Origin of the sequence: Microbacterium sp. UCD-TDU (genome assembly GCF_000340625.1) — a bacterium.
Taxonomy (GTDB): Bacteria; Actinomycetota; Actinomycetes; order Actinomycetales; family Microbacteriaceae; genus Microbacterium; species Microbacterium maritypicum.
In genome coordinates this window covers 726,286-744,330 of the sequence record NZ_KB454447.1, presented here as the reverse complement: position 1 = coordinate 744,330, position 18,045 = coordinate 726,286, and the positions used below count along the sequence as shown (strand labels likewise).

Genomic DNA, 18,045 nt, shown 5'->3' with positions numbered 1-18,045 from the left:
GCTCCTCCTCAGCGAGGCCACTCGATGAGGATGAGCCCCTGCCGAGTGTCGGCGAGGCGCACCCAGCCGTCGCCGAACAGGTAGGTCATCCCGTAGCCGTCATCATCCGTACCCATCGCGTATCTGGGGTCTTCGGTGAAGTAGACACCGTCCGCTCCGTCCTCGCGCTTCCAGCCCTCGGCGAGGAGAGCGGACTGCGCCGAGGCGGCATCGGCGTCGTCGATGGCCGACCAGCCGTAGAGCTGCCCGTGGTCGGAGCCGACGGTGTAGTCGGCCCAGAAGCACAGCAGCCCCTCGGTCAGCTCGACGCCCCCGGCGACGAACTCCTTCGTCTCGGCCGTCCAGCCGGCCTCGGCGAGGGCTGCGACCGTGCCCGCCGAGATCATCGATTCGCAGGTCAGCTCCGTTTCGGGCGCCTCGGGTGTCGGAGAGCTCACGGGGGCGGTGGTCTCGGTCGGGCGGGGGTCGACGGCTTCAGGCGTCGACGAGGGCCGTGGTTCCGGTGCAGAGCACGCGCTGAGGGCCGCGGCGAGCAGCAGCACGCCCGCAGCGGCGGACATGATCCGGGGGTTCATCGCGGTCCTCGTCGTTCGGGTCAGCTCTGCATCAGGGTCAGGAAGTCACCGTGAAGTGTTCCGTTGGTGGCAAGTGTCGACCGCGAGGAGATCGTCTCGGTTCCGTCGACAGCCGTCATCCGTCCGCCGGCTTCGCGGACGATCGGCACCGCTGCGGCGATGTCGTACTCCTTGACGCCGAACTCGGCGACCATGTCGAGGCGCCCCTCTGCGAGGAGCATGTAGGAGTAGACGTCTCCGTAGGCGCGGTCGCGCCAGACTCGTTCAGCGACGGTCAGGAGCGTGTCGAGGCGGTCGGCCTCCGCCCACTGCGCGATGCTCTGGAAGCTCACGCTCGCGTCGTCGAGAGAGGAGACGGACGAGGTGCGCAGCCGGCGCGCTTCGCCCTCGACGGTCGTCCAGGCGCCTTGTCCTTCTGATGCCCACCAGCGTCGCCCGAGCGCCGGCATGCTGACGACGCCGATCTGGGGGACGCCGTCGATCGCGAGTGCGATCATCGTGCCCCAGAGCGGGACGCCACGAAGGAAGTTGGCCGTTCCGTCGATCGGATCGATGATCCACTGTCGCTGTGTGCTGCCCTGAGCGCCGAACTCCTCGCCGAAGATGCCGTCCTCCGGACGCTCGGTCTCGAGGATGCTGCGGATCGCACGCTCGGTGGCGAGATCAGCGTCCGTCACGTGGGAGTTGTCGGCCTTGGTCGAGATCTCGAGGTCCGAGGCATCGAACCGGGGGAGCGACTGCGCATCGGCGGCATCGGCCAGGCGGAGGGCGAGCTCGAGGTCGTGGCGCAGGGCTTCGGCGTGGGGGGAGGTGGTCACGGTCTAAGAATAGTCGTCGGGTCCACGCCGTCGGAGGGCCGAAAGGCCATGTTTCGACGCCGTTTCCGGGGCGGCGCGCCCGGGGTCCGAGCTCGATTTCACATGGACCCGGTCGGCTGGTAATGTAATTCCTCGGTCGGGGTTATCCCGGGCCACGCACCTCTAGCTCAATCGGCAGAGCAACTGACTCTTAATCAGTGGGTTCTGGGTTCAAGTCCCAGGGGGTGCACGGATTAGCCTCGGAAACTCTCGCCAGTTTCCGGGGCTTTTCTGCTTTTCAGGCTCCGGCGGGCAACGATGCCGCCCGTGCCGCAGTCAGGATGCGTTCTGCTGGGAACGGTCGAATCGCGTGGGCCAAGCGAGCGACGCACCCCTGATTATGACCACCCAGCCGAGGAAGAAGGCGGCAACGCCGCCGAGGAGAGCAAGCAACGGCCAGAAGAAGTCATACGTCGGAATCTGCCTCGGATTCGGTTCGGCAAAGATCGGTACGTAGCTCAACCAAGCCAAGAGCACCTGCACTCCCATGCCGATGATCTGAGCTCCCTGAATGACGGCGAGCACGGTACCACCCAGGAGTATGGATGCGCCGCCGAGTAGGAGGCCGGTCACAGCCCAGCCCCGCTGCTGAACGTTCATGTGCCGCCTCCAATGGGTTCGCGTAGGGCGATTCTGGCACGCACCGCATGCGTTGTCGCGCACGGATGATGTGCTCCGGTCGCGTCCGGTACGGCCAGCTTCCTCCGCTGCCGAGGTGCTGTCGTCGATCCCGTCGTGGTTCCGGGTCGGGTCCGTGTGGGGAATCTGGCGGTATCGCGTAATGGATCGGCCCCGACGTTGTCTCTCAGGTGGGGACACACGCCTCGCGCCTTCGGAAGCACAGCTGCGCAGCAGCCGCGCCGGAGGAGTGGGGCCATCAAGAAACTGGGGAAGATCTTGCACGAGAGAAGAGGCGGCGCCGGCGTGCGCCGAAAGACGACCGCGATCATCGCCGCGGCAGCTGCAGTGCTCACCACCGTGATCACTCTCGCAGGGGCGGGGGCCGCTTCGGCGGCGGAGTACGACTATCCGGCGGCCATCGATCCGTCGTCGATCACCGTGACGACCGTGGGCGGTGGTGGCGGCGTGTCGCAGTGGGACCGGGTGCGTGTCGACGCCGACTGGACGGTGCCGGATGGGGCCGTCGGCGGTCAGACCTTCGGATTCACGCTCCCGAAGGAGTTCGCGCGGGCCGGGACGACGTTCTCCGTGCCCTCGGCCGAGGACCCGAGCAAGCCGATCGCCGAGTGCAGCGTGAGCTCCGATGCCTCTCCGGTCGTGACATGCACGCTCACCGACTACGTCAACGGGCGCACCGGGGTGACCGGATCGCTGTGGTTCGTCGCCTCGGCCGACGAGCAGACGACGGAGAACACGGTGGAGTTCACGGTCGACGGCACCATCACGCCGGTCGAGATCCCCGGTGGCGGCATCGGCCCGTCCTCGCCGCTGCCCACCGACCCGCAGAAGTGGTCGTGGCAGACCGCTGACGGCAGGATCGCGTGGCAGCTGTTGCTGCCCGGTGCGAGCTTCGAGGGTGCGGAATCCATCGTGGTCGACGACACCCTCACCGGTGCGGGCGACGGGCTCGCGGAGCATCACAACGAAGACGGTCAGCTCGTGGTGTGGAGCACGACGATGCAGGACCAGGATCCGCAGCCGATCACGAACTGGACCGGATCCTGGAACGCCGACGGCACCTCCTTCCACCTCGAGATCCCTGGACCGATCGACCCGACGCGGATGTACTTCGTGAAGTACTTCACCGTGCCGAGTTCGCAGGCGGATGGCGCGACCTTCGCCAACACGGCCGACGTCAACGGCGTCAAGCTCAAGGAGACGAGGGTGTGGACGGTCACGGGCGGGGGGACCGGGGACGGCGACGCGACCGGTGCGTTCAGCGTGACCAAGCTCGTCGGCGGATCCGGTGCGTCCGGCGTGCCGGCCGATGCCGAGTACACGGTGCGATACAGCTACGGCGATCCGGTCGTCGAACGCACCGTCACCGTCACGGCCGGGGCCACTGCGCCGCTCATCCAGCTGCCGGCGGGGACCGTCGTGACGTTGTCGGAGCTGACTCCGCCGGCCCTCGACGGAATCGAGTGGGGTGCGCCCGTGTTCTCAGGAGCAGGGGTCACCACGCTGGCCGATGGGGGAGCTCAGCTCACCGTCGGAACCGGCACCACGATCGCAGTCACCCTCACCAACACAGCCACCACGACGCCGCCGGTGATTCCGCCGACGACACCACCGACCGTCGTCACGCCACCGACCGAGCTGCCGCTCACGGGCGGATCGTCGCTGGCCACCACCGGAGGGAATGTGCCCGCCGGCATGCTCTGGGCCGGTGGCGCGGCGCTGGTGCTCGGTATGGCGCTCACCGTTCTCGGAGCCGTGCGCGCTCGTGCGCGCGTCACCCAGGACTGATCGATCGCGCGAGGCCGGTGCCGAGGAGCTTCCCGCTCCTGGGCACCGGCCTCACCGCTTCCGTGTGTGCCTGCGACTCGCGAGGGGCCGTGGTGCTGTGCCAGTCAGGCCACCGAGATGACCGTGCCTTCGGTGATCGTGCGGAGCTGTTCGAAGGTCAACGGCATGACGGTGTGAGGGTGCCCCGCGGCCGCCCAGAGCGTCTCGTGGTGCTGCAACTCTTCGTCGATGTAGGTGCGAAGCGGTGTGGGGTGCCCGACGGGCGCGACGCCACCGATCGCCTGGCCCGTGGCCGAGCGGACGATGGACGCCGGGGCCATGGACACCTCGTCCACCCCGATACTGCTCGTCAGAGTGACGAGATCGACGCGGTGTCCGCCGCTGGTCATCACCAGAACGGGCGCGCCGTCGGCGAGGAACACGAGGCTGTTGGCGATCGCCGACACCTCGCATCCGATCGCCGTCGCGGCCTCCGCCGCCGTGCGCGCCGAGTCGGGGAGCACACGGATCACGGTGTCGACGCCCGCTTCCGCGAGGTGTTGCTGCACGATCCTGCTGCGTTCGGGGAGAGAAGCCGTTTCACTCATCGCCCCACGATATCCAAGGAGCGTTCGGCCGTGCCGACTCAGGCGGCGTCACCGACGAGGATGGCGGCGGCGTCTTCCGTTGTGGTGTCCGCGGGCTCGTCGTCGATGTGGGCCAGTGCCCGGCGTCCGAGGAGGACGGTGAGGGCGGCGAGAAGCACCGAGGCGGCGGCAAACAGGTAGGGCACCGTCGCGTTGAACGCGTGCCACAGCAACGCCGCGATCGGGGGAGCCATCGCGCCGCCGAGGAAGCGGACGGCCGAGTATGCCGAGGATGCGACAGAGCGGGGGAGGTCGGTCGCCTCCATCACCGCTTCGGTCAGCACGGTGTTCATCACGCCGAGGAGGAGTCCGCCGACGACGATGCACGCGACCAGCGCGGCGGCGTTCGCCACCAGGAGTCCCGCGGCGATGAGATCGATCGCCAGCAGGGGGAGCACGACCAGGATGATGCGGGTGCGGGGCATCCTGCGCATGAGGAGCGGTGCGACCCAGACGCTGGTGACGGCGAGTGCGACACCCCAGCCGAAGAACGTGAGGCCGATGCCCATCGCGCCGAAGCCCAGGGGGAACGGTGAGAACGCGAGCAGGACGAAGAAGCCGATGTTGTAGAACAGGGCCGTGATCGCCAGTACCGCGAGTGCGGGGCGTCGCAGGGCGGTGAACGGGGCGGAGAACTTCACGGGGACCCGCTTCTCCCGGGGTCCGCGCAGGAGGACGAGCACGGCGACGAAGGCGATCGCCATCAGCACGACGACGCCGAAGAACGGTCCGCGCCAGCTCTGCTCACCGAGGAGACCGCCGAGGAGCGGACCGACGGCGATGCCGAGGCCGAGCGCCGCTTCGTACAGGACGATCGCCGCGCTGCTGCCCCCGGAGGCTGCGCCGACGATGGTCGCCAGCGCCGTCGAGATGAACAGGGCGTTTCCGAGACCCCAGCCGGCACGGAAGCCGATCACCGCATCGACGCTGCCGCTCACGGCGCACAGCAGCGCGAACACCACGATCAGCGCCAGTCCGATGAGCAGGGTGGCCTTGGCGCCGATGCGACTGGAGATCCAGCTGGTCACGAGCATCGCGAGCCCTGTGACCAGCAGGTAGCTGGTGAACAGCAGCTCCGTCTCGACCGGGGACGCCTGGAGCGACTCGGCGATCGCGGGGAGGATCGGGTCGACGAGTCCGATTCCCATGAAGGCGACGACGCAGGCGAAGGCGACGGCCCAGACCTGTGCCGGCTGCTTCCACACCGAGGGGGTGGCGGGGGTGTTCACCGAGATTCTCCTGTTCGATCAGTGGCGGTGTGCGCGGCGAGGATCTCCGCCGCGCGGGTGAGGGCAGACCATTCCGCATCGGTCAACGCGGCGAACCTCGGTGCGAGCGTCTCGCGGAACTCGGCGCGCCACGAGGCGAGCGCTGCTGTGCCTCGGGAGGTGATGTCGACGACGGTCGCGCGGGAGTCGTCGGGATCGGGGGAGCGGCGCACGAGTTCTTCGCGCTCGAGCGCACCGAGCAGACGCGTCATGCCGGGTTGCGTGGTTCGCGCAGCGTGGGCGAGTTCACCCACTCGCCTGGCTCCTGCCTGCTCGAGCAGACTCAGCACCCGCCACTGCGCCGCAGGGGCGTCGTTTCCGGCGTCCTGAGCAGCGATGCGGCCGAGTGCGTATCCCGAGAGGACGAGAGAGGGGATGACATCCGCACGATTCATACCAGCAAGTATATACCCGATGGTATGTAATCGATCACCGCCGTGTGCTGGAGATCCGCGCGGAGAGCTGATGCGCGTGCGCGAGGAGGGTCCGCCCGAGCTCGGCCATCCGGTCGGGGCCGAAGCGGAACGCGACGCCAGTCAGGCTCAGGGCCCACTCCGGGCGGCCGGAGCGATCGAAGACCGCAGCGCCCAGGCCCCAGCTGCCCTCGACGATCAGACCGGGGTTGACCGCGTATCCCCGTTCCTTGGTCTCGGCGAGGCGTGTCCGAAGGGGCCGCGGACCGTGGGCGCGTCCCCACGAGTCCTCGAGCTCCGGATGGCGTTCCAGGTAGGCATCCACATCGTGGTCAGGGAGGAAAGCGAGGATGGCGAGCCCGGCGCTGGCGACACCGAGGGGGAAGCGCACTCCTTCGCTGAGGACGAAGGAGCGGATCGGGAAGGAGCCCTCTTCGCGGAGCAGGCACACCGTCTCGTCTGCGCGCCGGACGGAGAGGAACGCGCTCTCCTCGGTCTTGACGGCCAGTGAGCGCACGATGTCCCGGGCCAGTGCTGTCACGTCGTACCGCGCAGCCGCAACCGATCCCATGAGGAACAGCTCCGGACCCGGCATCCACCGGGTGCTCGCGCCGTCGCGGTCGACCAGGCCCTCCGACTTCAGTGCGCTCAGCAGCCGGTGGACGGTCGAGCGCGAGAGGTCGGCGGCCACGGCGAGCTCCTGAAGTGAGGCCCCGTCGGAACCCGCGGCCGTGACCAGACGCAGAAGACGTGCGGCCCTGGCGATCGCCTGCGTGCCGGGCACGGAGGTTGTGGGTTCCATAATGTGGACGCTACCTCTGGGTTCGGCCACATCGCAAGATCCGGCTTTCCCGGACGACTGCCCCGGACGGATGCTGAGGAGAGCACGGAACCGAAGGAGCCGACGTGATCGACAAGCAGTGGGAGTCAGCGGAGGCGGCCGTCTCCGACATCGAGGACGGATCGTCATTGGCGGTCGGCGGGTTCGGCCTGTCCGGGAATCCGATCGCCTTGATCGAGGCTCTTCTGGCGCAGGGGACGAGAGACCTCAGCGTCGTGAGCAACAACTGCGGAGTGGACGACTGGGGCCTTGGCGTCCTGCTCGCCGCCCAACGCATCCGCAAGATGACGTCGTCGTATGTGGGGGAGAACAAGGAGTTCGAGCGCCAGTTCCTCAGCGGTGAACTCGAGCTCGAACTCACCCCGCAGGGCACCCTGGCCGAGAAGCTCAGGGCCGGCGGCTCGGGAATCGCGGGTTTCTTCACCCAGACGGGCGTCGGCACGCAGGTCGCCGAGGGGGGCCTGCCGCGCAGGTACAACCCCGACGGCACGATCGCGGTCGCCTCGCCGGTGAAGGACGTGCGCAGCTTCGAGGTGAACGGGGAGCCGAGGGACTTCGTGCTCGAGGAGGCGATCACCACCGATTTCTCGCTGGTGCACGCGGCCCGCGGTGACCGCCACGGCAATCTCGTGTTCAACAAGGCGGCGCGCAATTTCAATCCGCTCGCCGCGATGGCCGGTCGCATCTGCATCGCGCAGGTCGAGCAGCTCGTGGAGCCGGGAGAGCTCGATCCCGACAGCATCCACCTCCCCGGGGTCTTCGTGCATCGCGTCGTCGAGGTCGGCACCGGCATCCCCAAGCGCATCGAGCGGCGCACGGTCGCCGCGGAAGGAGCCTGAGATGGCACTCACCCGTGAGCAGATGGCCGCCAGAGCGGCCGCCGAGCTGCAGGACGGCGCCTACGTGAACCTGGGCATCGGCTTGCCCACGCTCGTGCCCAACCACGTGCCACGCGGCGTCACCGTCGTCCTGCAGTCGGAGAACGGCATCCTGGGCGTCGGTCCCTACCCGAGCGAGGAGTCCGTCGACCCCGACCTCATCAACGCGGGCAAGGAGACGGTGACCACCCTTCCCGGCGCCGCGTTCTTCGACTCGGCGACCAGCTTCGGCATGATCCGCGGAGGCAAGATCGACGCGGCGATCCTCGGGGCGATGCAGGTCTCCGCGACCGGCGATCTCGCGAACTGGATGATCCCGGGCAAGATGGTGAAGGGGCCTGGCGGTGCCATGGATCTCGTGCACGGGGCCGGCCGGGTCATCGTGCTCATGGAGCACGTCGCGAAGGACGGTTCGGCGAAGATCGTCGACGAATGCTCGCTGCCGCTGACCGGTCGCGGTGTGGTCGATCGGATCATCACCGACCTCGCCGTGATCGACGTGACCGCAGAGGGGCTGGTGCTCGTCGAGACCGCACCCGATGTCACGGTCGACGAGGTCATCGCCGCGACCGAACCACACCTCATCGTCTCCCACGCTCTGCTCACCGGAAGGATCATGGACCATGACTGAGAACGACGTCGTCATCGTCGCCGCTGCTCGCACCCCGCAGGGACGCCTCAAAGGGCAGCTCGCCGCGTTCACCGCCCCCCAGCTCGGCTCCTTCGCCATCCGTGGAGCCCTGGAGCAGGGCTCCATCGCTCCCGCAGACATCGACGCGGTGATCGTCGGGCAGGTGCTGGCCGCCGGATCCGGGCAGAACGCGGCCCGTCAGGCGGCCATCGGGGCCGGCATCGGCTGGGATGTCCCCGCGCATTCCGTGAACAAGGTGTGCCTCTCGGGGCTGACCGCGGTCATCGACGCGGCGCGGATGATCCGCACCGGAGACGCAGAGGTTGTGGTCGCCGCCGGGATGGAGTCGATGACGCGCGCACCCCACCTGCTCATGGGATCGCGCGACGGCTGGGCCTACGGGAGCGTCGAGGTGCTCGACCACATGGCCTACGACGGGCTCACGGATGCGTACGACCGGGAGAGCATGGGGGCATCCACCGAACGGCACAATGCGCGTTTCGATCTCACCCGGGAGGCGCAGGATCGCGTCGCCGCGCTCTCGCATCAGCGCGCCACCGCCGCGCAGGAAGCGGGCGTGTTCGATGAGGAGATCGTCGCCGTGGACGTTCCCCGGCGCCGCGGCGAGCCCGTGCGTGTCACGAAGGACGAGGGCGTGCGCCCCGACACCACGGTCGAGACCCTCGCGGGGCTGCGCGCAGCTTTCGCGGAAGGCGGCTCGATCACCGCGGGGAACTCCTCACCGATCTCGGACGGCGCCTCGGCCGTGGTCGTGACCACCAGACGGACCGCGGAGGCCAAGGGATGGCCCGTGCTCGTGACCGTCGGCGCGAGCGGGCAGACGGCCGGGCCGGACAACTCGCTGCAGGCGCAGCCGGCACGGGCGATCGAGCGCGCGTGCGAGAAGCAGGGCATCGCCCCCTCGGATCTCGACCTCGTGGAGATCAACGAAGCGTTCGGCGCTGTCGTCGCGCGTTCGCAGGTCGAACTCGGCCTCGACGAGGCCGTCGTGAACATCCACGGCGGCGGCATAGCGATCGGCCATCCGATCGGCGCTTCCGGCAACAGACTGGTGGTGCATGTCGCGCACGAGCTCGCGCGTCGAGGCGCAGGCACGGCGGCCGTCGGCCTGTGCGGCGGCGGCGGTCAGGGCGAGGCGCTCATCCTCACCCGGTGACGGGAGTCGCGGGCGGGACCGCGCTCAGGGACGCGCGTCCTTGGCGTGGTCCTGCGTGTCGGCAAGAGCCTTCTGCGAACGGAACTGCAGTCGCTGCGCTTTCTTCGCCTTCTTGACCGACTGCGGGGAATCGGCGTCGACTCGCACTCCGCGTCGCTCGCGGTTCATGTCCACCACAGCACCGACGGCGAGAGCCATGGTGATCGCCCAACTCACCCAGGACAAGACGGCGCGCCAGGTGACGGGCTGCTCGCGGGTGCCGCGCAGCAGGGAGACCCCGGCGGAGATCGCAGCGACAAGTCCGGTGCTGAAGAGGTAGCGCATTCCCCCACGGTACCTTCCCGCACCCCCGGTCGCACCGAGCCTTGACAAGCCCTCCACGATCCTGGCAGGGGAGCGGCAGGTGACGCGCAGCGCTCGCAGACGATCGAGTTGAACGCGGCGTGCGTGTCGAGCGCGCGCGGAGAGCGGACCCGGCGTCTCCCTGCCGATCCCCGGGTGCACCCGCTATCATGGCCAGGTCGCGGCTCGCCCGCGGCCGCACAACCGTGTATCTACCGGCCGTCGGCATTCCGACGGACAGCGGCGGCACCCGACATCGCGTCTTCGACGCGCGAGAGCCATGACACGCGCAACAACATCGCAGCAACTCGCCGAGCCGAGCCTTCTGAGTCTCGCCGGCCTTCCCTACTTCCTCATCGCCTTCATCGCGCGACTGCCGTTCGCCATGATGGTGGTCGGCGTGCTGACGGTGGTCGTCTCCGCTCGCGGCTCCCTGTCGCTGGGCGGGCTCACCTCCGCGGCCGTCGGCCTCGGCACCGCCTGCTTCGGGCCGCTGCTGGGAGCCGCGGCCGATCGGTTCGGACAGCGGACCGTATTGCTGGTGCTCGCCCTGGCGAACGGGGCGATGCTCCTGCTGTTCACGTTCGTCGTCTACGGCACCGCCCCGGACGGCTTCGTGCTGCTCGCGGCGGTCGGCATCGGGGCCACGGCTCCGCAGGTCGCGCCGCTTTCGCGTTCGCGTCTGGTGACGATCATCAGCGACCGGATGCCCGAGGGACGCCGCGCCAAGACGGTATCGGGCACGATGGCCTACGAGTCGGCCGCCGATGAGACCGTGTTCGTCTTCGGGCCCTTCCTCGTCGGCATCCTCGCCTCGGCGATCGCGCCATGGGCGCCGCTGGTGGGAGCTGCCGTGCTGACCGTGGTGTTCGTGGGGGCTTTCGCCCTGCACCCCAGCGGACGGCACGTCTCGCAGGATCGGGATGCGGATGGCAAGGCGCCGTCGACCGTCTCCGAGCTGTTCCGGCCCCAGTTGCTGATCGTGGTCGTCGGCATCCTCGGTGTCGGGATCTTCTTCGGAACGATGCTCACCTCGCTCACCTCGTTCATGGCCGACCGCGGTGCATCAGAGCAGGCCGGCCTCCTCTACGGCGTCATGGGTGTCGGCTCCGCGATTCTCGCGCTCGGTGTCGCGTGGCTTCCCGCCGCGTTCTCGATGCGTGCGCGGTGGCTCGTCTTCTCGGGCATCCTGCTGGCGGGAACACTCCTGCTCGGTTTCGTCGACACGCCGGGAACCATGATGGTGGCGCTCGCGATCATGGGCATCGGCATCGGCCCCACACTCGTCACGCAGTACAGCTTCGGCGCCGCTCGCAGCCCGCGCGGGCGCTCGGCCACCGTCATGACCATGTTGGGCTCCGGCGTCGTGGTCGGGCAGTCGATCGGTGCTGCCTTCGCGGGCGAGATCGCGGAGAGCGTCGGGACTCCGGCTGCGCTCCTGCTGCCGATGGTCGCCGCCTTCATCGCGTTCGCCGCGGGAGTCGCGAACTGGATGCTCAGCGGTGAGAAGCGTCGAGCGGCTCCCGTCAAGCCCTGACGAACGATCCGCGGAAATCGAGGTTCCTCGATAGCCTGGAGGAAACCCCCGGGAGGAGCCCTCGTGGCCGCAGCAGATTTCGTCGTCGTCGCCAACCGCCTGCCCGTGGACCGCGTGGCGGGCCCCGATGGCGAGGAGTCCTGGCGCACATCCCCCGGCGGCCTCGTCGCCGCCCTCGAGCCGATGATGCGCAGCGTGCACGGCGCCTGGGTCGGCTGGCCCGGTCAGGCTGACGTGGAGCTCGCGCCCTTCGAGGCCGACGGCATCGATCTCATCCCGGTCGCCCTGAGCGCCCAAGAGGTCGCCGAGTACTACGAGGGCTTCGCGAACGACACCATCTGGCCCCTCTACCACGATGTCATCGCGCCGCCGCAGTACCACCGCGAGTGGTGGGACGCCTACGTCACCGTGAATCGCCGGTTCGCCGAAGCGGCGGCGGCTGCTGCGGCGCCGGAGGGCACGGTCTGGGTGCACGACTACCAGCTGCAGCTCGTGCCGCAGATGGTGCGTGAGCTGCGCCCCGACGTCACGATCGGGTACTTCCACCACATCCCGTTCCCTGCGCACGGTTTGTACGCGCAGCTGCCATGGCGGGATCAGGTGCTGCGCGGCCTGCTCGGCGCCGATGTGATCGGCTTCCAGCGCGCGCAGGATGCCACGTACTTCCTCACGGCCGTCCGCCGCCGACTGCGCTACGAGGTCAAGGGTCCGCATGTCGCCGTGCCAGAGGGGGAGGGCGAGGGCACGCGCACCGCGATGGCGCGGGCGTTCCCCATCTCCATCGACACCACCCCCTACCTCGAGCTCGCCGCCCGCGAGGACGTGCGTGCGAGGGCGGCGGAGATCCGCGCGAGCCTCGGCAATCCGAAGCGCATCCTGCTCGGGGTCGACCGCCTCGACTACACCAAGGGCATCCGCCACCGCATCAAGGCGTACGGTGAGCTCCTCGCCGAGGGTCGACTCAAGGTCGAGGATGTGACTCTCGTGCAGGTCGCCAGCCCCAGTCGCGAGCGTGTGGACGCCTATGTGCACCTGCGTGACGAGATCGAGCTCGCCGTCAGCCGCATCAACGGCGACACCGACACCATGGGCCACTCCGCGATCCGTTACCTCCACCAGGGGTATCCGCGCGAGGAGATGGTCGCGCTGTATCTGGCCGCGGACGTGATGCTCGTCACCGCTCTGCGCGATGGCATGAACCTGGTCGCCAAGGAGTACGTCGCCACCCGTGTCGACGACCGCGGCGTGCTCGTGCTGAGCGAGTTCACGGGCGCGGCGGATGAGCTGCGCCAGGCCGTCCGGGTCAACCCGCACGACATCGAGGGGCTCAAGGACGCGATCATGACGGCGGTGGAGATGCCGCCCGCCGAGCAGGGTCGCCGCATGCGGTCGCTTCGTCGACGTGTGCTCGACAACGACGTGAACGCCTGGTCGTCGTCGTTCCTGAAGGCCCTCTCCGAGGTACGCGGTCGCTGAGCACCCGCGATACCGAACCCGAGCCCACGAGCACGACCCCTGTGATTGGAGCATCCATGACGCGCCCCTGGATCCCCGGAACCGCTGACGAAGACCTCAAGACCCTGGCCGCCACGCCGCGGCTGGTGGTCGCCCTCGACTTCGACGGCACAGCCTCTCCGCTGGTCGCCGACCCGATGGCGGCACGTGCGCTCCCCGAGGTCGCCGTTCAGGTCGACCGTCTTGCAGCGCTGCCCGACACGGTCGTCGCCTACGTCTCCGGACGCAGCATGCACGATCTGCGCGTCATCACCGAGCACTCCGACGACTCCGTGATCGCCCTGGCAGGTTCGCACGGCGCCCAGTACTGGTTCCCTGGCGAAGGCGACGTCGACGCTCCGGGCGAGGCGACAGAAGACGGTGCGCGCGAAGAGCTCTGGGCGGCGGCCCAGCCGATCATCGACCGCTACGACGGTGCCGAGTTCGAGCCCAAGACCTTCGGCATGGGTGTGCACACCCGTCGCGCCGATGCCGAGACCGAGCAGCGCGTCTTCGCCGAGATCGACGCCCTCGTGGCCGCGCGCTTCCCGCACTGGAGACGGCGCTCCGGCCACCGGGTGCTCGAATTCTCCTCACGCAACGAGGGCAAGGATGCCGCGATGGCGGCCCTGCGCGACCGCTTCGATGCGACCGGCATCCTGTTCGCCGGCGATGACGTGACCGACGAGGACGCGATGCGCGTGCTGGGGCCCGGTGACCTCGGTGTGCGCGTGGGGCCGGGGGAGAGCGTGGCGACCCTGCGTGTGGACACTCCACAACAGATCGCCGAGCTTCTGGAGGCGTTGGCGGACGAACGCACCTCCGCGCGGCAATAGACTTCCGTCATGTCCTCGCATGATCCCGCCAGCAGCGCGCCCATCGACATCAAGCCCCGCAGCCGCGTCGTCACCGACGGCATCGAGGCCACGACCTCCCGCGGCATGCTCCGTGCCGTCGGCATGGGTGACGCCGACTGGGACAAGCCGCAGATCGGCATCGCCTCGAGTTGGAACGAGATCACTCCCTGCAACCTGAGCCTCGACCGGCTCGCGCAGGGCGCGAAGGAAGGTGTGCACTCGGGCGGCGGCTACCCGCTGCAGTTCGGCACCATCTCGGTCTCCGACGGCATCTCGATGGGCCACGAGGGGATGCACTTCTCGCTCGTGTCGCGCGAGGTCATCGCCGACTCGGTCGAGACCGTGATGATGGCAGAGCGCCTCGACGGCTCGGTGCTCCTGGCCGGGTGCGACAAGTCGATCCCCGGCATGCTCATGGCCAGCGCGCGCCTCGACCTGTCGAGTGTGTTCCTGTACGCCGGATCGATCGCTCCGGGCTGGGTCAAGCTCTCGGACGGCACCGAGAAGGACGTCACGATCATCGACTCGTTCGAGGCCGTGGGTGCGTGTCGCGCCGGCCTCATGAGCGAGGAGGACCTGAAGCGCATCGAGTGCGCCATCGCTCCGGGTGAGGGCGCGTGCGGCGGCATGTACACCGCCAACACCATGGCTTCGGTCGCAGAGGCCCTCGGCCTCAGCCTCCCGGGCTCGGCGGCTCCGCCCGCAGCGGACCGCCGTCGCGACTACTACGCCCACCGCTCGGGCGAGGCCGTCGTGAACCTGCTCCGTCAGGGCATCACGACCCGCGACATCCTCACCAAGGAGGCGTTCGAGAACGCGATCGCTCTCGCGATGGCCCTCGGCGGCTCCACGAACGTCGTCCTGCACCTGCTCGCGATCGCCCGCGAGGCCGAGGTCGAGCTGAGCCTGCACGACTTCAACCGCATCGGCGACAAGGTTCCGCACGTCGCCGACATGAAGCCGTTCGGCAAGTACGTCATGAACGACGTCGACCGTCACGGCGGCATCCCCGTGATCATGAAGGCGATGCTCGACGAGGGACTGCTGCACGGCGACGCGCTCACGGTCACGGGAAAGACGCTCGCCGAGAACCTCGCCGACCTCGACCCGCAGCCGATCGACGGCGAGGTCATCCACACGTTCGACAACCCGATCCACGCCACGGGCGGCCTCACGATCCTGCACGGCTCGCTCGCTCCCGAGGGCGCCGTCGTCAAGACCGCCGGCTTCGATGCGGCCGTCTTCGAGGGTCCCGCCCGCGTCTTCGAGCGCGAGCGTGCCGCGATGGACGCCGTCGCCGAGGGGGAGATCGAGCCCGGCACCGTCATCGTGATCCGCTACGAGGGCCCCAAGGGTGGACCGGGCATGCGCGAGATGCTCGCCATCACGGCGGCCATCAAGGGCGCTGGGCTCGGAAAAGATGTACTACTCTTGACTGACGGACGATTCTCAGGCGGCACAACCGGCCTGTGCATCGGCCACATAGCACCCGAAGCGGTGGACGCAGGTCCTATCGCCTTCGTGCGCGATGGTGATCTGATACGGGTCGATATCGCAGCTCGCTCTCTCGATCTACTCGTCGACGAGGCAGAGCTCGCCTCCCGCCGTTCTGGCTGGGAGCCGCTTCCCCCGCGCTACACCCGAGGCGTTCTTGCCAAGTACTCGCGCCTCGTGCGGTCCGCCGCCGAGGGCGCGACCACCGGCTGACCCGGACGCTCCGGCATCCGGCGTCCTCCACAGATCATCAGAAGGAAACTCATGACTGCTGATTCCGCCCCGGCCGTGCCGAGGCCGCCCGCCCGTCAATCCTCTGCGCCGGAGATCACCGGCGCGGAGGCCGTCGTCCGCTCGCTCGAGCTCCTCGGCGTGACCGACGTGTTCGGTCTTCCCGGCGGCGCGATCCTCCCGGTCTACGACCCGCTGATGGACGCTTCCGAGCTCCGCCACATCCTGGTGCGGCACGAGCAGGGCGCCGGTCACGCGGCCGAAGGCTACGCGTCGGCATCCGGCAAGGTGGGCGTGTGCATCGCCACCTCCGGCCCGGGTGCGACCAACCTCGTCACCGCGATCGCCGACGCCTACATGGACTCCGTCCCCATGCTCGCCATCACCGGCCAGGTGTTCTCGACGCTGATGGGGACGGACGCCTTCCAGGAGGCCGACATCGTGGGCATCACGATGCCGATCACGAAGCACTCTTTCCTGGTGAAGGATGCGTCCGAGATCCCCGGTGCGATCGCTGCGGCGTATGAGATCGCCGGTACCGGTCGTCCCGGTCCTGTGCTGGTCGACATCACGAAGGACGCGCAGCAGGCGACCGCCCCGTTCGTGTGGCCGCCCAAGATCGACCTCCCCGGCTACCGCCCGGTGACGAAGGCGCACGGCAAGCAGATCCAGGCCGCGGCGACGTTGCTCGCCGAGGCCAAGAAGCCGGTGCTGTACGTCGGCGGTGGCGTGATCCGCGGCAAGGCGTCGGCGGAGCTCCTCGAGCTCGCCGAGTCCACCGGCGCACCGGTCGTCACCACGCTGATGGCGCGCGGTGCGTTCCCCGACTCGCACCCGCAGCACCTCGGCATGCCGGGCATGCACGGCACGGTTCCCGCGGTGCTGGCGCTGCAGGAGGCCGACCTGCTCGTGTCGCTCGGCGCCCGGTTCGACGACCGCGTCACGGGCAAGGCGGCACTGTTCGCGCCGAACGCGAAAGTCGTCCACGTCGACATCGATCCGGCGGAGATCTCCAAGATCCGCACGGCCGATGTGCCGATCGTCGGCGATGTGCGCGACGTCCTCACCGATCTCGATGCAGCCTTCCGGGGAGCGACTGCAGGCACCAAGCCCGACATCGAGGAGTGGTGGTCGTACCTCGACGGTCTGCGCACCGAGTTCCCGCTCGGCTACGCGCCGACGACGGACGGCCTCCTCGCCCCGCAGTACGTGATCCAGCGGATCGGCGAGCTCACCGGCCCCGAGGGCATCTTCGCCTCGGGCGTCGGCCAGCACCAGATGTGGGCGGCGCAGTTCATCAAGTACGAGCGTCCGAACGCCTGGTTGAACTCCGGTGGCGCCGGCACGATGGGCTACTCGGTTCCCGCCGCGATGGGTGCCAAGGTGGCGCAGCCCGAGCGTCCGGTCTGGGCGATCGACGGCGACGGCTGCTTCCAGATGACCAATCAGGAGCTCGCGACCTGCACGATCAACAACATCCCGATCAAGGTCGCGATCATCAACAACTCTTCGCTGGGCATGGTGCGGCAGTGGCAGACGCTGTTCTACGACGGCCGTCACTCCAACACCGACCTCAACACCGGTCACGGCACGATCCGCATCCCCGACTTCGTCAAGCTCGCCGAGGCCTACGGCTGCCTCGCGATCCGCGTGGAGAAGGAGGAGGAGGTCGACGCCGCCATCCAGCTCGCGCTTGAGACGAACGACCGCCCCGTGGTGATCGACTTCGTCGTGAGCGCCGACTCCATGGTGTGGCCGATGGTGCCGCAGGGAGTCAGCAACAGCTATGTCCAGTACGCCCGCGAGCACGCGCCCGCATTCGACGAGGAGGACTGATCCATGTCGACCCACGTGCTGAGCCTGCTGGTGGAGAACACCCCCGGCCTGCTGACCCGTGTCGCGGGGCTCTTCGCCCGCCGCGGCTTCAACATCGACTCCCTCGCCGTCGGCGTGACGGAGGTGCCGGGGATCTCCCGCATCACCGTCGTCGTCGACGTCGATGAACTCCCGCTTGAGCAGGTCACCAAGCAGCTCAACAAGCTGATCAACGTGATCAAGATCGTCGAGCTCGACTTTGCCACGTCGGTGCAGCGCGAGCACATGCTCGTGAAGGTGCGCACCGACAACGCCACGCGCTCGAACGTGATCGAGGTCGTGAACCTCTTCCGCGCCTCGGTGGTCGACTACGCCTCCGACGCCCTCGTGATCGAGGTGACCGGCGACAAGGGCAAGGTCGACGCCATGCTGCGCGCGCTCGAGCCCTTCGGGATCAAGGAGATCGCACAGTCCGGTCTTCTCGCGATCGGCCGTGGCGGCAAGAGCATCACCGAGCGCGTCCTGCGCGGCTGACCAACCTGAGTACCGAGTTTTCGCCGCTCATCGAGCACGCGAAGCCAG

At 68.6% G+C, this 18,045-nt stretch carries 18 protein-coding genes and 1 tRNA gene; 11 read left to right on the top strand and 8 right to left on the bottom strand.

Annotated elements, in window-relative coordinates:
• Positions 1 to 8: 8 nt before the first annotated feature.
• Positions 9 to 575 (bottom strand): hypothetical protein, encoded by a 567-nt coding sequence (locus D514_RS33875; protein WP_017830833.1) that lies wholly within the window; start codon positions 573 to 575, stop codon positions 9 to 11.
• 20 nt (positions 576 to 595) lie between these two features.
• Positions 596 to 1,393, bottom strand: a complete 798-nt coding sequence (locus D514_RS33870; RefSeq protein ID WP_017830832.1) for an inositol monophosphatase family protein — start codon at positions 1,391 to 1,393, stop codon at positions 596 to 598.
• A gap of 156 nt (positions 1,394 to 1,549) precedes the next feature.
• Here D514_RS33870 and D514_RS33865 point away from each other — a divergent pair.
• A tRNA-Lys gene (locus D514_RS33865) sits at positions 1,550 to 1,622 on the top strand.
• Between the two features lie 86 nt (positions 1,623 to 1,708).
• Here D514_RS33865 and D514_RS33860 read toward each other — a convergent pair.
• Positions 1,709 to 2,032 carry a hypothetical protein gene (locus D514_RS33860; RefSeq protein ID WP_017830831.1) on the bottom strand — a complete coding sequence of 108 codons (324 nt, stop codon included), beginning with the start codon at positions 2,030 to 2,032 and terminating at the stop codon, positions 1,709 to 1,711.
• A gap of 324 nt (positions 2,033 to 2,356) precedes the next feature.
• Between D514_RS33860 and D514_RS33855 the strand changes: the two genes are divergently transcribed.
• Positions 2,357 to 3,859, top strand: a complete 1,503-nt coding sequence (locus D514_RS33855) for an Ig-like domain-containing protein (protein WP_017830830.1) — start codon at positions 2,357 to 2,359, stop codon at positions 3,857 to 3,859.
• A gap of 104 nt (positions 3,860 to 3,963) precedes the next feature.
• On the opposite strand, the gene D514_RS33850 is transcribed toward D514_RS33855, so the two are convergent.
• The 4 genes from D514_RS33850 to D514_RS33835 are packed head-to-tail and all read right to left on the bottom strand — an operon-like array spanning position 3,964 to position 6,968.
• Positions 3,964 to 4,446, bottom strand: coding sequence for a YbaK/EbsC family protein (locus D514_RS33850; RefSeq protein WP_031206219.1), 483 nt, complete (start codon positions 4,444 to 4,446; stop codon positions 3,964 to 3,966).
• A 38-nt stretch (positions 4,447 to 4,484) separates the two neighbouring features.
• Positions 4,485 to 5,720, bottom strand: coding sequence for an MFS transporter (locus D514_RS33845; protein ID WP_031206216.1), 1,236 nt, complete (start codon positions 5,718 to 5,720; stop codon positions 4,485 to 4,487).
• Positions 5,711 to 6,148 carry a MarR family winged helix-turn-helix transcriptional regulator gene (locus tag D514_RS33840; protein WP_017830827.1) on the bottom strand — a complete coding sequence of 146 codons (438 nt, stop codon included), beginning with the start codon at positions 6,146 to 6,148 and terminating at the stop codon, positions 5,711 to 5,713. The genes D514_RS33845 and D514_RS33840 overlap by 10 nt, the downstream gene beginning before the upstream one ends.
• Positions 6,149 to 6,182: 34 nt before the next feature.
• Positions 6,183 to 6,968, bottom strand: coding sequence for an IclR family transcriptional regulator (locus D514_RS33835; protein ID WP_031206210.1), 786 nt, complete (start codon positions 6,966 to 6,968; stop codon positions 6,183 to 6,185).
• Between the two features lie 104 nt (positions 6,969 to 7,072).
• On the opposite strand from D514_RS33835, the gene D514_RS33830 reads away from it, so the two are divergent.
• From D514_RS33830 to D514_RS33820, 3 genes are read left to right on the top strand one after another with little or no spacing between them, the layout of a single operon-like run.
• Complete coding sequence (locus D514_RS33830) at positions 7,073 to 7,846, top strand: CoA transferase subunit A (protein ID WP_017830825.1); 774 nt, start codon at positions 7,073 to 7,075, stop codon at positions 7,844 to 7,846.
• A gap of 1 nt (position 7,847) precedes the next feature.
• Positions 7,848 to 8,516, top strand: a complete 669-nt coding sequence (locus tag D514_RS33825; RefSeq protein WP_017830824.1) for a CoA transferase subunit B — start codon at positions 7,848 to 7,850, stop codon at positions 8,514 to 8,516.
• On the top strand, positions 8,509 to 9,693 hold the full coding sequence (locus tag D514_RS33820) for an acetyl-CoA C-acetyltransferase (RefSeq protein WP_017830823.1): 1,185 nt from the start codon (positions 8,509 to 8,511) through the stop codon (positions 9,691 to 9,693). The genes D514_RS33825 and D514_RS33820 overlap by 8 nt, the downstream gene beginning before the upstream one ends.
• Before the next feature lie 24 nt (positions 9,694 to 9,717).
• On the opposite strand, the gene D514_RS33815 is transcribed toward D514_RS33820, so the two are convergent.
• A complete protein-coding gene (locus tag D514_RS33815) occupies positions 9,718 to 10,017 on the bottom strand; it encodes a hypothetical protein (protein ID WP_017830822.1) in 300 nt (99 codons plus the stop codon).
• A 298-nt stretch (positions 10,018 to 10,315) separates the two neighbouring features.
• On the opposite strand from D514_RS33815, the gene D514_RS33810 reads away from it, so the two are divergent.
• The 6 genes from D514_RS33810 to ilvN all read left to right on the top strand — a co-directional run bounded on the left by D514_RS33810 (position 10,316) and on the right by ilvN (position 17,997).
• On the top strand, positions 10,316 to 11,572 hold the full coding sequence (locus D514_RS33810) for an MFS transporter (RefSeq protein ID WP_017830821.1): 1,257 nt from the start codon (positions 10,316 to 10,318) through the stop codon (positions 11,570 to 11,572).
• Between the two features lie 63 nt (positions 11,573 to 11,635).
• Positions 11,636 to 13,048, top strand: a complete 1,413-nt coding sequence (locus tag D514_RS33805; protein WP_017830820.1) for a trehalose-6-phosphate synthase — start codon at positions 11,636 to 11,638, stop codon at positions 13,046 to 13,048.
• Positions 13,049 to 13,104: 56 nt separating this feature from the next.
• Positions 13,105 to 13,902 carry a trehalose-phosphatase gene (gene otsB, locus D514_RS33800; protein ID WP_017830819.1) on the top strand — a complete coding sequence of 266 codons (798 nt, stop codon included), beginning with the start codon at positions 13,105 to 13,107 and terminating at the stop codon, positions 13,900 to 13,902.
• A gap of 9 nt (positions 13,903 to 13,911) precedes the next feature.
• On the top strand, positions 13,912 to 15,630 hold the full coding sequence (gene ilvD / locus D514_RS33795; RefSeq protein WP_017830818.1) for a dihydroxy-acid dehydratase: 1,719 nt from the start codon (positions 13,912 to 13,914) through the stop codon (positions 15,628 to 15,630).
• A 51-nt stretch (positions 15,631 to 15,681) separates the two neighbouring features.
• Positions 15,682 to 17,484 carry an acetolactate synthase large subunit gene (locus tag D514_RS33790; RefSeq protein WP_017830817.1) on the top strand — a complete coding sequence of 601 codons (1,803 nt, stop codon included), beginning with the start codon at positions 15,682 to 15,684 and terminating at the stop codon, positions 17,482 to 17,484.
• A gap of 3 nt (positions 17,485 to 17,487) precedes the next feature.
• Entirely contained in the window at positions 17,488 to 17,997 is a 510-nt protein-coding gene (gene ilvN / locus D514_RS33785) for an acetolactate synthase small subunit (RefSeq protein WP_017830816.1), read from the top strand.
• Positions 17,998 to 18,045: the final 48 nt, after the last annotated feature.

Excerpts from the sequence above, each read along its gene's own strand:
- D514_RS33840 (WP_017830827.1), bottom strand. The coding sequence starts at position 6,148 with ATGAATCGTGCGGATGTCATCCCCTCTCTCGTCCTCTCGGGATACGCA.
- D514_RS33875 (WP_017830833.1), bottom strand. The coding sequence starts at position 575 with ATGAACCCCCGGATCATGTCCGCCGCTGCGGGCGTGCTGCTGCTCGCC.
- otsB (WP_017830819.1), top strand. The coding sequence starts at position 13,105 with ATGACGCGCCCCTGGATCCCCGGAACCGCTGACGAAGACCTCAAGACC.
- D514_RS33815 (WP_017830822.1), bottom strand. The coding sequence starts at position 10,017 with ATGCGCTACCTCTTCAGCACCGGACTTGTCGCTGCGATCTCCGCCGGG.
- D514_RS33835 (WP_031206210.1), bottom strand. The coding sequence starts at position 6,968 with ATGGAACCCACAACCTCCGTGCCCGGCACGCAGGCGATCGCCAGGGCC.
- D514_RS33850 (WP_031206219.1), bottom strand. The coding sequence starts at position 4,446 with ATGAGTGAAACGGCTTCTCTCCCCGAACGCAGCAGGATCGTGCAGCAA.
- D514_RS33860 (WP_017830831.1), bottom strand. The coding sequence starts at position 2,032 with ATGAACGTTCAGCAGCGGGGCTGGGCTGTGACCGGCCTCCTACTCGGC.
- ilvN (WP_017830816.1), top strand. The coding sequence starts at position 17,488 with ATGTCGACCCACGTGCTGAGCCTGCTGGTGGAGAACACCCCCGGCCTG.
- D514_RS33825 (WP_017830824.1), top strand. The coding sequence starts at position 7,848 with ATGGCACTCACCCGTGAGCAGATGGCCGCCAGAGCGGCCGCCGAGCTG.
- D514_RS33820 (WP_017830823.1), top strand. The coding sequence starts at position 8,509 with ATGACTGAGAACGACGTCGTCATCGTCGCCGCTGCTCGCACCCCGCAG.
- D514_RS33810 (WP_017830821.1), top strand. The coding sequence starts at position 10,316 with ATGACACGCGCAACAACATCGCAGCAACTCGCCGAGCCGAGCCTTCTG.
- D514_RS33790 (WP_017830817.1), top strand. The coding sequence starts at position 15,682 with ATGACTGCTGATTCCGCCCCGGCCGTGCCGAGGCCGCCCGCCCGTCAA.
- ilvD (WP_017830818.1), top strand. The coding sequence starts at position 13,912 with ATGTCCTCGCATGATCCCGCCAGCAGCGCGCCCATCGACATCAAGCCC.